We start from the raw sequence: 14,740 nt of genomic DNA, 5'->3' as shown, positions 1-14,740 counted from the left end.
CCAGCCAATCTCCGCGCACGATCAGGTCCTGTGTGCGAGAGAGCGCCGCTATTCGCGCGGAAACCCTGCGAGCAAAATCAGCAGGCGGGGATCTGGTGATGGATCGCCGGACCATGGCCTCAACGACAGCGAGCAGGTTCTTGGATCGATGATTGACCTCCCGCATGAGGAGCCGTTGCGTCTCGCGCCCCCGGCGCTCTTCCGTAATGTCTCGGGCAATCTTGGACACGCCCAGAACATTGCCTGCCTCGTCCTTGATCGGGGACACCGTGAGCGCGATGTCGATCAGCGTGCCATCCTTGCGTCGACGCCTGGTTTCGAAATGGTCCAGGCGCTCGCCGCGCCGAATACACTCAAGGATCAACTCTTCCTCGGCGTGGCGCTCGAGAGGGATGATTTTGAGGATGGATTGCCCGATCATCTCGTCGGCCGTGTAGCCGAAGCTGCGCTCGGCACTGGCGTTCCAGGAGGTCACAATACCGTCAAGTGTCTTTGAGATGATAGCATCGTTGCTGCTTTCAACGAGCGCGGCGAGCCACGCCTCGTTGTTGATCGATGAGAACTTGATCATGCTGGCCCAAAGGATTGGCGTGATTGCGCCCGATTTCAGACAATCCTTAGGCATGCCAAAGGTTCCGGTTGACCTACCCCACCACCACATTCTTCAGCGTGACTGGACCTAAGACCAATTGTTTGGCCTCTTCAAATGGCATTGGCCGAGCGAACAGATAGCCCTGACCATAGTCACAGCCCCAGGCCGAAAGCTTCAGAACCTCCGCCTGCGTCTCTATGCCTTCGGCCACAGTCTTCAATCCAAGTGTCTTCGCCAGACCAAGCATGGCCTGTACGATTTCTCCGCGGTTGGCATCGGTACCAAGGCCCGAGACGAAGGAGCGATCGATCTTGATTTCATCAACGGGTAGGGCTTGCAGATGAACTAGTGACGCATAGCCGGTGCCAAAATCGTCGAGCGATATGCCAACGCCACTTTGGCGCAGCTTTTCGAGATTGCGGACAACCGCGTCCCCCAACTCGTCCATCAAAACGCGTTCGGTGATCTCTAGCTTGATTGCCTCTCTTCGCAGTGCTCGCTTGTCCATCATTGCTAGGAGCTCAGATACAAACGCAGGATTGACGAGGTTCTCGGTCGCAAGATTGATCGAGATCTGGCCACATAGGATGCCAGCGGTGGCGCAGTTGGCCATATTGTCAATGACCAGTTGTGCCATTCGAATACCAATGGCGTCAGCTAACCTGGGATCATCAAGAGCGTCCTTGATCGCAACGGGTGTGAGCAGCCCGCGGTCCGGATGCCGTATACGGAGCAACGCCTCAAACCCTCGGATACGCTGCGTTCTGAGGTCGATCAATGGCTGATAGAATGGCTCGATCCAATTGTCCCGCAGTGCGGACCTGGCCAGTTCCAGGGCTTCGCTTCGCCTGGAGGCGACGCTTCGAATAGTGGGATCAAAGAGCTTCGTTCTATTTTTTCCTGCGGCCTTGGCAGCGTAGAGCGCGAGGTCGGCGCGTTTGAAGACCTCATCAGGGTTCTCGTCCCGCTTGCCCATGGCACAACCAATGCTCGGGCGACAATTGCGCGTCTTGTTGTTCGACCTCAAATAGGCATCGAGTTTGGCTTCAATGGAATGGGCACGCTCGAGCAGGCAGCGTTCGTCGGATATGTGACGGCATATGATTGCGAACTCATCTCCACCGAGGCGTGCGACAAATTCATTGGGTTCAACCGTGCGCTGAAGATAGCGAGCAAACAGCCGGAGAACTGCGTCCCCAGTCAGGTGCCCGTATCGATCATTGATCAACTTGAAGTCGTCCATGTCGAGCACCATCAGCCCTATGGGATCGGTGGTGCTAGTCAGACGCCGCTTCAGCTCCTCCACAAATCGACGACGGTTCGGTAATTCCGTTAACTCGTCCTGGTAGGCCTGAATCTTGAGTTTTTCATCGGCCAGATACTGCTCGTGCACGTCTTCCACAGTGCCATACCAGAGCATGATTTTGCCCTGGGCATCCCGACGTGGCGTGGCGCGTGCGCGGGCCCAACGATAGTGACCGTCCTTCCGTCGAATACGATAATTGATGTCGACGGGCTCCCCTGTCGAAAGACCCTCTTCCCAACTTTCGATGGTCGGCGCCATGTCCTGGGGGTGCAATGCCTGAAGCCAGCCATTGCCCAGGGCATCTGTCTGCGAAATTCCCGTCAACTCCGTCCAGCGAGAAGACACGCTCAGAATTCGACCCTGAGGGTCTGAGGTCCATGGAATTTGAGGATTCTGTTCCACGGTGTAGCGATAATGCTCTTCGCTCTCGCGTAGGGCATCGAGCATGCGGACGCGCTCAATTGCTAGCGACGCAAGGCCGCGCAGCCGGATAAGCTCCGGGTGTTCGACCGCTGTCGGCGAACGCTTGTCGCAAAAGTAGAACCCAAAAGAAGCAATAACTTCTCCACTCGAAGCAAAAACCGGCTTCGACCAGCAGGCCTGATAGCCTAAAGGCAAGACCAAATCTCGCCAGCTGTCCCACAGGGGATCATTGGCGATATCAGAACTGATAACGTCGCGTTTCTCAAAGGCGGCCGTGCCACAGGAACCGACGCCCGTGCCGACCTTGATGCTGGGCACCGCGCTCATCATGGTTTGAGGCATGTTCGGCGCAATCCCTTCCAGGAATACGCCTTTCTGCTGGTCTACTAGCAGTATGCTGCACGTTGCGCCTGGTATCTGTCGTTCCGCTGCACGACACAATTCGGAAAGCAGTTGGGGCAGCTCTACGCCGGAGATAACCATCTCCAGAATATTGCCTTGAGTGGCATCGCGGAGCTCTGTGGTTAACCACTCATGGGCATCAATCGCGCACCCTACCCATTTGCCTTCGCCCACGTGCCGGACATTGAGGAGATGCCTATGATAGGTGCCGTCGTGATGACGAACGCGCATTTCAGCCTGGACGTTTTCTGGCCCCATTGAGGACAGTGGGAGTTGTGCCCGGAATGCCGCAGCGTCGGCAGGATAGATGCTGTCCAACCAGCCTTGTCCTAACCCATTTTCCTGCGGGAGCCCTGTGAATGTCGACCACTGCGCATTATTGAACTCGACATTGCCGAGCGCGTCGCAAACCCAGACCAGGCCTGGAACTGTAAGGGTCAGCGTTCTGAATAGTTCACTATCGTTCATGGTTGTTTACGCAGAACTGATGTAAATTGCGCCCATCGCTGGACTTAAAACCCTCCTAGTAGCTGCCAAGTATCTACAAGTCCCCAAACCAAGCAGTTAAAATGCGCTGAATTGCCCGCTGGAGATTAGGTGGTATCCTTGCCGGTGGTGCGGGGCCACGCGACCATTTTGTCAGTTGTCCTCTCAGGTGCCGGCCGGCTGAACCCCAGGAACTTGCGTACCAACTGGCTCGGGATGTCTCCAGGATTATGGGTCCCGGCGCGTTAGCCAGGCTTGCATTTCGGTGATCTCAACCTGTTGCGCGCTGATGATCTCCTGGGCGAACATGTGGATCGATGGGTCTGTCGAATGGGCCTGAGCGACTTGCGCCAATTCCACGGCGCCCTGATGGTGCGGATCATGGGACGCGGTTTGGAAGTCGGCAGCAGTCATGCCTAGCATCATGTTGGTGTGCATAGGCTCCATCGTCTGGATCAGGGCCGCCATTTCCTCGCTCTGGCCCTCAGCCATGGCCGGCATCGCGCGGGCCAGCTTTAACTACATGCGAAAGCCCTTGGCTAATGATGCCTATCGCAAGGCTCACGGCACTCTCGGGCGAGTCATCCTCCTTGGACTTGAGTTGCTGATGGCTGCGGACATTATTAACACCGTCACACTAGAGCCATTCTGGGACAGCGTGTTAGTGCTCGGCGGAATCGTCTCAATTTCCACCTTCCTCAGTCTCGCTCTTGAGGTGGAGATCGATGGACGGTGGCCTTGGAGCCGCTCTCACCCGGCGCAAAACTCAATGGCACAAAGGTCCCGCGACCTGTGGTCTGCATCTCGCGCTGCCGATCCGCCCGCCATTCCCGGGCAAAGGCCGCGACCCGATTGTAGGACCCGTCAAACCCCAGGCTGACCAGGTCCGCATGCAACTGCTTGAGGGTCCGCTTCTGCTTGCGGGGCCCGTTCGCTTCCGTCTTCAACCAGGCAGCCAGTCGGTCCGCAAAGGGGTCAAGCTTGCTCGGCCGATGTCGTCCGGCTCGCAGGGAACCTTCTGCTCGCATATTATCCTGCCGGCCTCATCGACGACGCACACCGCCGTCTCCAATACCGACACGTCCAGTCCTACAAAATAGGCCATCGCCGTTGCTCCTTCCCTCGATGCCGAGGTCAGGTGCGACCTCGCCTGCATCGTACATGAAGGGGCTGCAGCCTACCGATCTCCGATCGCGCCGCAGCCGCCGCGATACACCATATTTTAGGAAATCGAAGCGGCAGTCTGAACGGCAGAAATGGGGCGCATCGGCGATGGTCCGGATGTGCTCATTGGAGGAGACGCGATGATGGATTTGCTGACCGTCCGGTTGCGGCGTTCGAACTATGGATCGTGGACCAGCGGTGTTCTTCTGCGCGGCCTCACCTGCAGTGGGGCCGCTGATTGTCAGACTTCTGTGTGCTCTGCCAATTCTAGTGCGTCTTCGACATCAACGCCCAGATACCGAACCGTGTTCTCGNCGTGGACCAGCGGTGTTCTTCTGCGCGGCCTCACCTGCAGTGGGGCCGCTGATTGTCAGACTTCTGTGTGCTCTGCCAATTCTAGTGCGTCTTCGACATCAACGCCCAGATACCGAACCGTGTTCTCGATCTTGGTATGGCCAAGAAGGATCTGCACGGCGCGGAGATTGCCGGTGGCCTTGTAAATGAGCGAGGCCTTGGTGCCCCTCAGCGAATGCGTACCGTATTCCTCCTTGCGCAGGCCGATGGCAGTCACCCACTCGTCGACCAATCGAGCATATTGCCTAGTGCTCAGATGGTCGTTCGGGTCTGCTCGGCTGAGAAAAGCGAAATCCTCCACCGAGCCCCCTCGCCTCTCGAGCCATGCCAGCAAACTTGTTCTGGCATCACTCGTGATCTCGAACTGCACCGGTCGACCAGTCTTCTGTTGAACGACCATCGCCCGGGCGCGAATGTCATGACCGGCCACCAGTGTCCCGATCTTGAATTTGACGAGATCGCACCCGCGCAGCTTGCTATCGATAGCGAGGTCGAACAGCGCTCGGTCGCGCATGCGGCCCTCCCGATCCAGGAACCTTATGGCCCAGATCTGCCGGACCTTAAGCGCCCGCTTTGCGCCAACTGGCCGACCCGCGTTCCATGCCGGCCGACCTTTGGCGGCGGGTCATATTGTGCGATACCCATTTTCCAAATTGAAATAGTCAAAAGCGGTCGTTGAAGTAAACGCAGCACATCGCGGCCGCTATTCTCGGTTGGCATAAATGGGCGACGGTATCCGGCACCTCTCGTTTTGATTAGGAATCCGGGCTTCGGCAAGGCAGCGTCATACTTTGAGCGAATGCCAGGCAAGCGCTGGGTCAAACTGGCGCAGCAGCGCGGATATCAGCTAGGTCAGGTGGATCGACGCGGCGATAGCGCGATTGCAGAATCCCGTAAAGACCAAACGCCGAGAGCCCCAAGGCCATGACACCGTAGAGGATGCGGCCATAGGGGAGCGCGTACACATAATCGAGCGCCTCCTTTATTCCCCCGGCCTGATCGGGCGAGACCGTAAATGCCGCATAGAAGAGGAAACCGGCAATGATCGCAAAGACCGTACCGCGCGCCATCAGACCGAATGCGGATAGAGGATCCATCCAGAATTTTTTGGACTGGGGAAGCGGCATGCGTTTGCGATAGCCATGGGAAAGGCCATACCAGAACTGTGCTCCCCCGGCAGCCAGGACGCCGCCGGCTACGAGGCCTAGAAGCAAAGGGCCGAACGGTTGTTGCAGGAGCCAGGCGGAGGCCGCCTCCTCGCCGCGGCCGCTGCCACCGTTCTGGCCGAGATTGAGCGCCAGGCTGGCGGCACTGAACATCAGCACAAGGTTGGCGCCTCCGCTGATCAGATTTCCCGCGCGAATAGCGAGCCCTTGGAGATTTTTGTCGCGATGGTCAGCATTGAGCAGACCCTGTGCCAGCTTCCAAAGGACGTAGCCAAGAAGCCCGACTGCGACGAGCGCGAGCATGACACGCCCGAATGGCAGGCCAAGCAAACTGGAAAAGGCTTCTGATGAGCCTTCGGCTCCACCACCGCCCCAGAGAGCAGATGTAAGGGCCAGGCTCCCCAGAAGAATATATACGACCCCGCGCGCCGCATAACCGATCCGAGGAAGAGCTTCTAAGATCATACGTGTCAAAGCAGGCACCGCTTTTGAGGTTTGACCTTTAATGGAAATCAAAGCCCAACCGTTCCGCCGACCGCGGATGCAAAGCGGGTCAAATGTGACGGCCATGGGCGTTCTTCGCCAGGAGGCTTCCCACAGACGCGGTTACCTCTCCCCTTCGCTGCAGCACGGTTGCGGCAATATTGCATAAAAGCGCCCACGCTGCGCCTACGCACCATCCAGCTAAGACGTCGCTTGGAAAGTGCACGCCCAAATAGATGCGGCTGAGGCCCACAACGGCGGTCAGAAAGATCGCCGTCCCTAAGAAGAAGATTCGAATTTTCCGGTTGGGTGCGATCTTGGCCAGCAAGGTGCCGAGGGTGAGAAAGGTCACGGCCGATAGCATCGCGTGGCCGCTGGGAAAGCTCGACGTGAACTGGGTCGACATGACGGAAAGGTCCGGCCGCGGTCGACTGTAGGTCCATTTGAGAACCGTGCTCAGGATAGTCCCGCCCGCCACCGACATCACAATCAGCGTTGCCTCGGACTTGAGCCGGAGCAGCAAGAGATAGGCGCTAACGCCAAGGACGATCAGCCCCAGCAGCGAGAAGCTACCGAGCGCCGTGATGTCGCGAACCATTTCATGCGCCCAAACCGGGCCGACCAGGAGGTCGACATTGTCGGGATCGCGAAACAGCATGAGGATGAAATTGTCGAATACATCCAGGTCGCCCTCCCCCACTTCATCGGCAAGCGAGAAAAACCCCAGAACGAGGCCGCTGACAATCGCGATGGAAGCCAGAAGGCGCACTTCGGCGGTGACGAATTTGTAGGCTTTCTTGAAGTGAGTGTGGCGGACCAGTCTGTTGAGCATGTGCAATTCCTCTATTGGCCCGCAACGCATTACTGGTAGTCCACGTTGCGTTGGACGAGTCCTCTCCAGTGACAAAAGTAAAGCGCCCCTGTGCGTCGGTTTCGATGTAAATTCCCCGACCAATCTCTGAAAAACCTTCCAAGCGCTCCAGCAAAGCTTGGGCGCGATGGCGCAAGGCCAATTCGCGCCGATACAATTCATTTGGCGTTACGATGGCAAAGAGCAGAAGTGAGATTGCCAGCCCAAAATACACTCCGTTCAGCGTTGACGGGGGGCAGCATGACCCGGAGCGATATCCAGATAGAGCCGCGAAAGGCCCGTCACGATGAACGGCAACCAGAGAGCGGAGTAGAGAAGGGCGCGGCGAGCCGATCGAACGCTGGTGATGAACAGAATGCCGATCAGCAGGCACGCTCCCAATGCGCCGACAAAGGGCAAAATCTGCCGGAGCAGTCCGGTGTCCCCCAATCCATCAGCAAAAGTGGCCAATCCGAGGACAAGGAGGATCCTTGCCAAGATGTCCACTATGCGACGGAGGCGTTGGGACACCTGTAGGAAGCGCACGGAAAAGGCCAGAAAGGCACTGTAGAAGAAGACCACGAACGAGAGCGACAACGCGAGACAAGACAGTGGCACCAGGGAGCAGGTACGTTTCAGGCAGCGCCAGGTCGCTGGCGACATAGAGTCCGGCAAAGAGCATAGCGGCGGCCAGGCTGGCATAGATGGCGCGCCCGAGTATCAAACCGAGGGGAGCCAGGTAGGCGACACGTACCGCCATTAGGCCAATCAGTACCGCCAGCCCAACGGTGCTTCGGGCATCGGCCGCGATAAAGGCATAAAGAGTTGCGCGCATGGACGAGCCCGTCACAATGCGCGCATAAATGACGTCACCGCTCATCGCAGACGCGGGCAGGGTGAACACCGGAAAACGATAGGCCGTCAACCCTTGGCGACCAGCGTCTGCACGGTGCGGGCTACCGATCCATGCTCCTGACCCTGATATCGCGCGAGATCGGAGGAGGTTCGCGTCTCGCTGGGCATTCTCGAGATGTAACGAAGCGCCGCCCACTGTGCGGGAAACAGATCCAGTACATGACCTTGCGCGTGGAGGCGTCGCGAAACCTGCTCCAGAAGATTCGCCAAGAAATGGGTTGAGATCATCGGCTCTGCCATGCGTTCGGCCCCCATTGCGAAGCGGGCCAACGACCCTCAGCCTGTTCTGACGGTGGCCGCTGAAGGGCAGTTGCTAACCCATCGGCCTAACGCCGAGCAACCGCACGCAGAAATCGCAACCACGACCCAGCAGTGATAGCCGGCGGCAGCCTCCCAGTGCGGAGGCTGCCTTGCTATCAGGAGCAAGCATGCGTCTCACCCAGTTCTCCGACTATGCCTGGCGCCTTCTGATGCATGTGGCCGACCAAGAAGGTCAGCGCACAACGATCGCCGAGGCTGCCAAGACAAACGACATCTCACGCAGTCATCTGATGAAAGTCGCCCAGCGCCTTGCTCAGGAAGGGCTTCTCAAACCGGCCAGAGGACGCAAGGGTGGCCTGATGCTGGGCAAGCCGCCCGAAGCTGTCACCCTGGGCGATGTTTTGCGGGTCACGGAACCCGACTCTGTCCTGGTCGGCTGCATGGCAGGAGAATGGTGCCTGTTCGTAGATCGCTGCCAAGTGCCTTCTGCACTGGACAGAGCGCTGCAGGCCTTCCTCGAGGTTGCAGACCGACAAACGCTGGCCAACGCACTGTCATCGAACAAGTTAGTCCATGCGACCTGACCAAAGAATGTCAGACTGACCGGGCGCACTCTCCCAAGCGACACTGGAGCGCGCCAAACAAATAGTTCAGTCTTAGGAGGTCACCAGGCGCGACTGAGCGACCGAAACGGGACGCAATGAAATTGGTCAGGCAGCATTGGACGTCTTTCATCGTTGGTTAACCAAGCGCGGCCTGCGTCCTTTTTCCTTCCGGGTTCGTTTGAGACGTTGTCCTGATGGCAAAGGAGAATCGCCGATGCAGTTGCGGACATTGCTAACCCTCATCGTAGGGCTTCTTTCGGCACTCGCGCTCGCGGTGCTGACTCTGGCGGCAACAGCAAATCTCGATACCTATCGCTCGGAAACGGCGGAAACAGCGGTCAGAGTCAGATCGCAGGCTCTTGGAACTTTCCTGGCGCGCAGTCTTCACGAAGAGTGGCGGCAGATCGCAAGATCTGCGGCAGACATCCAGGACCTGCGCGACGCCGATGCACTACAGCAACGCATAGACGCCTTGGGCAGCACGGACGAAAAACTGTCCTGGCTCGGCGTGGCTGCAGCGGATGGAACGGTTCTCGCCAGTAGCCAAGGCATGCTGCGCGGAGAGAGTGTTGCACAGAGACCCTGGTTTCAGCAGGGTTTGGCTGCTCCGTTTGCGGGTGATGTGCACGAAGCCGTCCTTCTGGCACGGCTGATGCAGTCGGAAGGCGATGAACCGCTCCGGTTCGTCGACTTTTCTGCTCCGATCCGCAATGCGAACGGCGATGTCATCGCCGTACTGGGCGCGCATGTCAATTGGCGTTGGGTGAGAACGCTGGTTGAGGAAGCAGCGGAACTGCTCGAACTCGACGTGTTCATCGTCAACCGCGAGGGCACGATCGTGCTTTCCACTGCGGCCATCGACGAGCGAACGGCAGAAATGAACTCCATTCTGGCCGCACGAAGAGGTATTCGTGCAGTGTTTGAGGAAACCTGGCCGGATGGGCTGGAGTACCAATCCTTCACAGTGCCGGACCTGACTTACGGTTCGCTCCCACCATTTGGATGGGGCCTCGTCGCGCGCCTCGATCCTGCTGTGCTTTCTGGTCCGCAACAGCGCTTCCAGACGCAGCTGGCCCTGGATGCTGTGCTCGCCACGCTGTTTATTGCGACAGTTTTTGCATTGATTTCGGGAGGCATCATCCGTCCCTTGCGCCGCACCGCCGGCGCTTTGTTGGCGCAGGTCAAGGGCGAGCCAACCGACTATGTCCGCGAACACCGGCGCTTCAAGGAAATCCAGACGCTTTCAGAAGTTCTCGCTCGGCTGCAATCGGACAGTGCCGCAGACAGGCGCTGATATGGCTATCGGATCGTTCCGGCAATCACGCGCCTGAGCAATCCTGCCCCCATGCCCGCCAAGGTCACCGCACCTGTGCCGGGCGCTCCACTTTTCGTGTGAAGCCTTTCAACCAGAAGTTCGCGTTGGTCGGCGGTCATGGAGATGTCGGCCTCGACCGTCGCGCCCAGCGACTGCCTGACGCGCGCACCGAATTGTCCCACGCCGGCAACGCTCATCTGGAATTCGGTGTCCAGTGGTAGCGACAAGCCGCGCAGGCGAACAGCTTCCTGATGAATGTCTTCAAGCCACGCGTTCCATTCTCGGTCACCAGCACTGACAAGCACGCGTTCGGGCCGCATGCGGAGGATCGAAGAGGTTCGTGGCAGCTCCACACAGACCAGCATGGTGCCGGCCAGCACGAAGAGATTATAGAGCGTCCAGAACAGGATGACCGCTTTCCCCTCTCCGGCACGTGCATCAAACAGTTCATTTGAGACCAGGCCGATCAAAAGCCCAATTACCGTCAAGGCAAAGAGAAGAATAAAGCGCCGCATGATGGTCCATTGCACCACTATACCGCCTCGGGCTCCGCCCTTCATGGTCACCTTGAATGCGTGGCCACGTGGCCTAACCAAGCCTGTGACGGCGGCGCGGGTGATATCCCAGGCGCCAACCAACTGGCTGATGTCGTTCACAACAGGGACGAACATGCCAACCGAGACGAAGTTTAAAAAGATCATCGTCGCCAGATAGTAGGGCACGAAATAGTAGATGATGTCGGGCATTTTGGCGTCCACCACGATGGCGCCAAAATACCAGTAGAGCAGTGGAAACAGGATGCAGGCCAGCCGGAATGGGAACGTGGTCAGCCAATAGGCGGCCGAGTCCAGAATGCTCCAACGGTCCCGCCAGCGCAGCTTTTCGCGGCTGAATGGACCGGCGCGGCTATGCACGATTTGCATAAGCCCAAGACACCAGCGTGCCCGTTGCGTGATGTATTCCTTGAGGCCTTCTGGCGCGAGGCCCTCGCTCAAAGGCTCATTGAGATAGACCGTGGCGTAGCCATGCAGCGCGAGGGTGGAGGTCAGAAGGTAGTCCTCAGTGACACTCGCGGTGGGGAAGTCGCCGATCTCCTCGAGTGCAGTCCAACGCACGATCGAGGAGGTACCACAACAGACGGCCAGCCCCCAGGCGTCGCGTGACGGCTGCATGTAATCGAAGAAAAAGCGCTGCTCGTCGGGGTAGGATCGGCTAATCCCAAGATTGTGCTGAATGGGATCGGGATTGAAGAAGTGCTGCGGCGTCTGGACCAGACCGACCTTTTCATCGGCGAAAAGTGCCAAACCCCGTCGAAGGAAATCGCGATGGGGGACGAAATCCGCATCCAGCACGGCGACAAAGGCCGGCGGATGGCCTCCGGTTCGCAACAGGCCAAGCGCATGATTGATGTTGCCAGCCTTGCTATCCCGGTTGTCCGGCCGCGTGATGTGAATGACCCCGGCTTTGCGACAGGCCGCCGCCAACCAGTCACGCCGGCCGTCATCGAGAACATAGATGGTCTTGTTGGGATGATCGCAGGTCAAGGCCCCGATGATCGTGCGCTCCAGAACCGCCCATTCCTCATTGTACGTGGCTATGAAGACAGCCACTTCGTCCGTTGGCGCGCCAGAGCTTGCCAACACTGCGTCGACCTCTGGGGATCGGTTGCGGTGACGCGACAACAGGATAAAGGCGGAAATGCTCGAGACGACCGTACTTGCCTCGATGGCAAAGAACGACCAACTGGCGAATGCATCGAGCGTCCATCCCGGGTCTGCCAAGGTCTCCGTCACGCGCCAGAAGAGATAGCGAAGGCTGAACGCAATCGCGGCAATCGCGACAATAATGCGAACCGGAGAAAAATCGCGGCAGAAGAACGGCAGCACACTGACCGCCACGCCTACCAGCATGATGCTGGGCGCAAGAACCACTAGCCATTCGGGCAGGACCGGCATCAGAGGCCGATCCCGCTGAGCAGCTCTCCGAGCCAGGTTGCTGGACCCTCGCTAAAGACCACGCGGCCAGTCTTGCCGATGGGGCAAGAACCGGCAGAACCAGGCAACGCGCCTTCGAGAAACACCGCGAACCCTTCCAGTTGACGCGCGGTCGGATTAATAGCCAGCGTTTCATAGACTGTTCGCGGCCCCGTGCCGGCAAGCAGGCTGATGCTCATTTCCGCAACACCGCCATCATGAAATCGGTATTGCGCCACGTCGCCTGGTTGCAGCCGATCAAATAGCCTTTGGTCGACGGTAGCATGGACAAATAGCGCTTCGCAGTCAGCTATTCGAGCGAATGGTTCACCTCTAGGCAGGTACACCCCGCTATTGGCGGACAGACTCCAGACGATGCCAGTGACAGGCGAACGCAAGGCGGCAGAACTTGAGGCCACCTGCTGCCCGCGCATCGCCTCGCGGGCCTCTTCATAGGCCTTTAATCGCTCAAGAGCCTGGTCGAGGACGACCGGAGAGATGTCGGGATCTGCCTCATAGGCGCGAAGGTCGGCGGCGGCCTGAAGCCGACCATCGAGAATCCAGGCGATCTCGCTATTGTCGTTTTGCTGTCGCGTTGCCGTGCCGACCACCTCGCCTGCGATAATTCTGCCGCCAACCGGTGCGGTGGAGACTTGAATTGTGCCTTCCAAAGGCATGCGCAAGGTGGCAAGGCGGGTATTGACATAGGCGTTGCTGCTGGACCCCACCAATTGCTCGCCCGCGATGATGTAGAGGGCGAAAATAATGGCCAATAGGCCCACGACACGCAGCGCGTATTTCAAGGCAGTCTCCTACAACTGATTCTGTCCTGTGAGCCCCGCGTCACCCTCGCAAGGGGCATTGAACGATGACTTGCAAACACCGATAAAATTGAAACAATCCATTTGATGGACCGGCAATCCGCCAGTGACAGAGTGAGCGGGCTGTTGGGAGTATTCCGTCTTGCCGCGTGTCCACAAATCCGAAGTCCTCATGACCTGCTTTCTAGCGGCCATCATCGTCGCTGTATTCGGCGCTCTCTGTCTCCGGGTGGCGTCCGTTGGCGGTCCGGCGTGGCTTGAAGGCCAAGAGTTTGAAGTGTTTCTCAAGTTGGCCGGAGTCACTGTCGCGGCGGCCATCGCTGAAATCTGCTGGCGGGCTGTCCGGGCGACACAGACCACGGATCGCTAATAGCTCGGGTACTTGAAAATAGTTGGTCAGCTCGGACTGCCGGCTGTATTTTTCCACGCCAACAGATTTGGTGTCCGCTTTCCGGCTGCCTGTTCGACGGCTTCAGTGACTGTTCTTGGGCGCATAGACCCAGGTCCGGATGTGCTCTTTGGAAGAGACGCGACCTCGGAATTGCTGACTGTCCGGTTGCCGTTTGCGAATTGAGATCGTGAGCCGCTGGCGTTACCTCGTGCGGCCTCACCGGCGGTGGGGCCGCTGATCGTCAGACTTCGGTGTGTTCCGCCAGTTCCAGTGCGTCTTCGACATCGACGCAGGTATCGGACCGTGTTCTCGATCTTGGTATGACCCAGCAATATCTGCACGGCGCGGAGGTTGCCGGTTGCCTTGCAGATGAGCGAGGCCTTGGTACGCCGCAGCGAGTGCGTGCCATACTCCTCCTTGCGAAGACCGATGGCGGTCACCCACTCATCCACCAACCGGGCATATTGCCTTGTGCTCAGATGATCGTTCGGATCAGCTCGGCTGGGAAACGCGAAGTCCTCAACCGAGCCCCCTCGCCTTTCGAGCCATGCCAGCAAACTTGTTCTGGCGTCCGTTGTGATCTCGAACTGCACCGGTCGACCCGTCTTCTGCTGGATAACCATCGCCCGGGCGCGAATGTCATGACCGGTCACCAGTGTCCCGATCTTGAGTTTGACCAGGTCACAATCGCGCAACTTGCTGTCGATAGCGAGGTCGAACAGTGCTCGGTCGCGCATGCGGCCCTCACGATCCAGAAAGAAACGGATGGCCCAAATCTGCCGGACCTTGAGCGCCCGCTTTGCGCCGGCTTGCCGACCGGCGTTCCACGCCGGCCGCCCCCTGGCGGCGGGGTCGTATTGTGAGATACCCATTTTCGTTCTCCTTTGACCAAAATCGGCCAATCAGAGAACGATTAAGGCGAACGGTTCGTCGGCCAGAGCCGTGCGGCCGCGGAAGAACTGCCCCCTGCCCCACTAATTCTCCTCGGTAGCGCCTTCAGCGGGGCCGAAAGCGGACTGACGGCTTTGGGTGACACTCAGGGAGAAGCGGACATCAAGACGCCGGTGACAGCGACGGAAATTTGGGGGACCCGCAAGCACGTCCGCAATGGCATGCTCTCACCCGTCGAGTTCGAACAGCGACACCAAATCTAACCCCGAAGGTATCTACAGAACGCGGGGCTATTCACTGCACCACGGCAAGCAGGTTCTTGGTGCGGTGGTTCAGTTCGCC

General features: G+C 58.5%; 14 protein-coding genes and 3 pseudogenes. 3 read left to right on the top strand and 14 right to left on the bottom strand.

Annotation, left to right across the window (positions count from 1 at the left end):
* From NIM87_RS18365 to NIM87_RS18355, 3 genes are all read right to left on the bottom strand, one after another.
* A partial coding sequence (locus tag NIM87_RS18365) for a PAS domain S-box protein (protein WP_254676208.1) occupies positions 1-625 on the bottom strand: 625 nt, incomplete at its 3' end.
* A gap of 19 nt (positions 626-644) precedes the next feature.
* Positions 645-3,191, bottom strand: coding sequence for an EAL domain-containing protein (locus NIM87_RS18360; RefSeq protein WP_254676206.1), 2,547 nt, complete (start codon positions 3,189-3,191; stop codon positions 645-647).
* A 246-nt stretch (positions 3,192-3,437) separates the two neighbouring features.
* Positions 3,438-3,701: a DUF305 domain-containing protein gene (locus NIM87_RS18355; protein WP_254676205.1), complete on the bottom strand. Its 264-nt coding sequence runs from the start codon at positions 3,699-3,701 to the stop codon at positions 3,438-3,440.
* Between NIM87_RS18355 and NIM87_RS18775 the strand changes: the two are divergent.
* Positions 3,622-3,921: pseudogene (locus NIM87_RS18775) on the top strand (DUF1622 domain-containing protein); the annotation flags it as partial. The gene NIM87_RS18355 and the pseudogene NIM87_RS18775 overlap by 80 nt on opposite strands.
* Before the next feature lie 34 nt (positions 3,922-3,955).
* Here the strand turns inward: NIM87_RS18775 and NIM87_RS18345 are convergent.
* The 6 genes and pseudogenes from NIM87_RS18345 to NIM87_RS18855 all read right to left on the bottom strand — a co-directional run.
* Positions 3,956-4,201 (bottom strand): annotated as a pseudogene (locus tag NIM87_RS18345) (IS21 family transposase); the annotation flags it as partial.
* 542 nt (positions 4,202-4,743) lie between these two features.
* A complete protein-coding gene (locus NIM87_RS18340) occupies positions 4,744-5,241 on the bottom strand; it encodes a tyrosine-type recombinase/integrase (protein ID WP_254676203.1) in 498 nt (165 codons plus the stop codon).
* Between the two features lie 304 nt (positions 5,242-5,545).
* On the bottom strand, positions 5,546-6,463 hold the full coding sequence (locus tag NIM87_RS18335; protein ID WP_254676202.1) for a DUF1206 domain-containing protein: 918 nt from the start codon (positions 6,461-6,463) through the stop codon (positions 5,546-5,548).
* Complete coding sequence (locus NIM87_RS18330) at positions 6,447-7,208, bottom strand: phosphatase PAP2 family protein (RefSeq protein WP_254676201.1); 762 nt, start codon at positions 7,206-7,208, stop codon at positions 6,447-6,449. Before NIM87_RS18330 ends, NIM87_RS18335 begins: the two co-directional genes overlap by 17 nt.
* Positions 7,209-7,466: 258 nt before the next feature.
* Positions 7,467-7,724, bottom strand: a complete 258-nt coding sequence (locus NIM87_RS18325; RefSeq protein ID WP_254676199.1) for a hypothetical protein — start codon at positions 7,722-7,724, stop codon at positions 7,467-7,469.
* 423 nt (positions 7,725-8,147) lie between these two features.
* Positions 8,148-8,369, bottom strand: coding sequence for a MarR family transcriptional regulator (locus tag NIM87_RS18855; protein WP_415061118.1), 222 nt, complete (start codon positions 8,367-8,369; stop codon positions 8,148-8,150).
* Between the two features lie 200 nt (positions 8,370-8,569).
* On the opposite strand from NIM87_RS18855, the gene NIM87_RS18320 reads away from it, so the two are divergent.
* Positions 8,570-8,986, top strand: a complete 417-nt coding sequence (locus tag NIM87_RS18320; RefSeq protein ID WP_254676198.1) for an RrF2 family transcriptional regulator — start codon at positions 8,570-8,572, stop codon at positions 8,984-8,986.
* 235 nt (positions 8,987-9,221) lie between these two features.
* Positions 9,222-10,301 carry a cache domain-containing protein gene (locus NIM87_RS18315; RefSeq protein ID WP_254676197.1) on the top strand — a complete coding sequence of 360 codons (1,080 nt, stop codon included), beginning with the start codon at positions 9,222-9,224 and terminating at the stop codon, positions 10,299-10,301.
* A gap of 5 nt (positions 10,302-10,306) precedes the next feature.
* Here NIM87_RS18315 and NIM87_RS18310 read toward each other — a convergent pair whose 3' ends face one another.
* The 5 genes and pseudogenes from NIM87_RS18310 to NIM87_RS18850 form a co-directional block, all read right to left on the bottom strand.
* Positions 10,307-12,277 carry a glycosyltransferase family 2 protein gene (locus NIM87_RS18310; RefSeq protein WP_254676196.1) on the bottom strand — a complete coding sequence of 657 codons (1,971 nt, stop codon included), beginning with the start codon at positions 12,275-12,277 and terminating at the stop codon, positions 10,307-10,309.
* On the bottom strand, positions 12,277-13,098 hold the full coding sequence (locus NIM87_RS18305) for an HlyD family efflux transporter periplasmic adaptor subunit (RefSeq protein ID WP_254676195.1): 822 nt from the start codon (positions 13,096-13,098) through the stop codon (positions 12,277-12,279). The genes NIM87_RS18310 and NIM87_RS18305 overlap by 1 nt, the downstream gene beginning before the upstream one ends.
* Positions 13,099-13,300: 202 nt before the next feature.
* Positions 13,301-13,543 carry a hypothetical protein gene (locus tag NIM87_RS18300; protein WP_254676194.1) on the bottom strand — a complete coding sequence of 81 codons (243 nt, stop codon included), beginning with the start codon at positions 13,541-13,543 and terminating at the stop codon, positions 13,301-13,303.
* Between the two features lie 205 nt (positions 13,544-13,748).
* Positions 13,749-14,379, bottom strand: a pseudogene (locus tag NIM87_RS18295) (tyrosine-type recombinase/integrase).
* Between the two features lie 313 nt (positions 14,380-14,692).
* A partial coding sequence (locus NIM87_RS18850; RefSeq protein WP_415061117.1) for an HWE histidine kinase domain-containing protein occupies positions 14,693-14,740 on the bottom strand: 48 nt, incomplete at its 5' end.

It is taken from the genome of Devosia ureilytica (assembly GCF_024273195.1).
In the GTDB taxonomy this organism is placed as follows: Bacteria; Pseudomonadota; Alphaproteobacteria; order Rhizobiales; family Devosiaceae; genus Devosia; species Devosia ureilytica.
The sequence above is the reverse complement of the archived record's forward strand: the minus strand, read 5'-3'. Positions and strand labels throughout refer to the sequence as shown.

Excerpts from the sequence above, each read along its gene's own strand:
- NIM87_RS18360 (WP_254676206.1), bottom strand. The coding sequence starts at position 3,191 with ATGAACGATAGTGAACTATTCAGAACGCTGACCCTTACAGTTCCAGGC.
- NIM87_RS18355 (WP_254676205.1), bottom strand. The coding sequence starts at position 3,701 with ATGGCTGAGGGCCAGAGCGAGGAAATGGCGGCCCTGATCCAGACGATG.
- NIM87_RS18340 (WP_254676203.1), bottom strand. The coding sequence starts at position 5,241 with ATGCGCGACCGAGCGCTGTTCGACCTCGCTATCGATAGCAAGCTGCGC.
- NIM87_RS18335 (WP_254676202.1), bottom strand. The coding sequence starts at position 6,463 with ATGGCCGTCACATTTGACCCGCTTTGCATCCGCGGTCGGCGGAACGGT.
- NIM87_RS18330 (WP_254676201.1), bottom strand. The coding sequence starts at position 7,208 with ATGCTCAACAGACTGGTCCGCCACACTCACTTCAAGAAAGCCTACAAA.
- NIM87_RS18855 (WP_415061118.1), bottom strand. The coding sequence starts at position 8,369 with ATGATCTCAACCCATTTCTTGGCGAATCTTCTGGAGCAGGTTTCGCGA.
- NIM87_RS18320 (WP_254676198.1), top strand. The coding sequence starts at position 8,570 with ATGCGTCTCACCCAGTTCTCCGACTATGCCTGGCGCCTTCTGATGCAT.
- NIM87_RS18315 (WP_254676197.1), top strand. The coding sequence starts at position 9,222 with ATGCAGTTGCGGACATTGCTAACCCTCATCGTAGGGCTTCTTTCGGCA.
- NIM87_RS18310 (WP_254676196.1), bottom strand. The coding sequence starts at position 12,277 with ATGCCGGTCCTGCCCGAATGGCTAGTGGTTCTTGCGCCCAGCATCATG.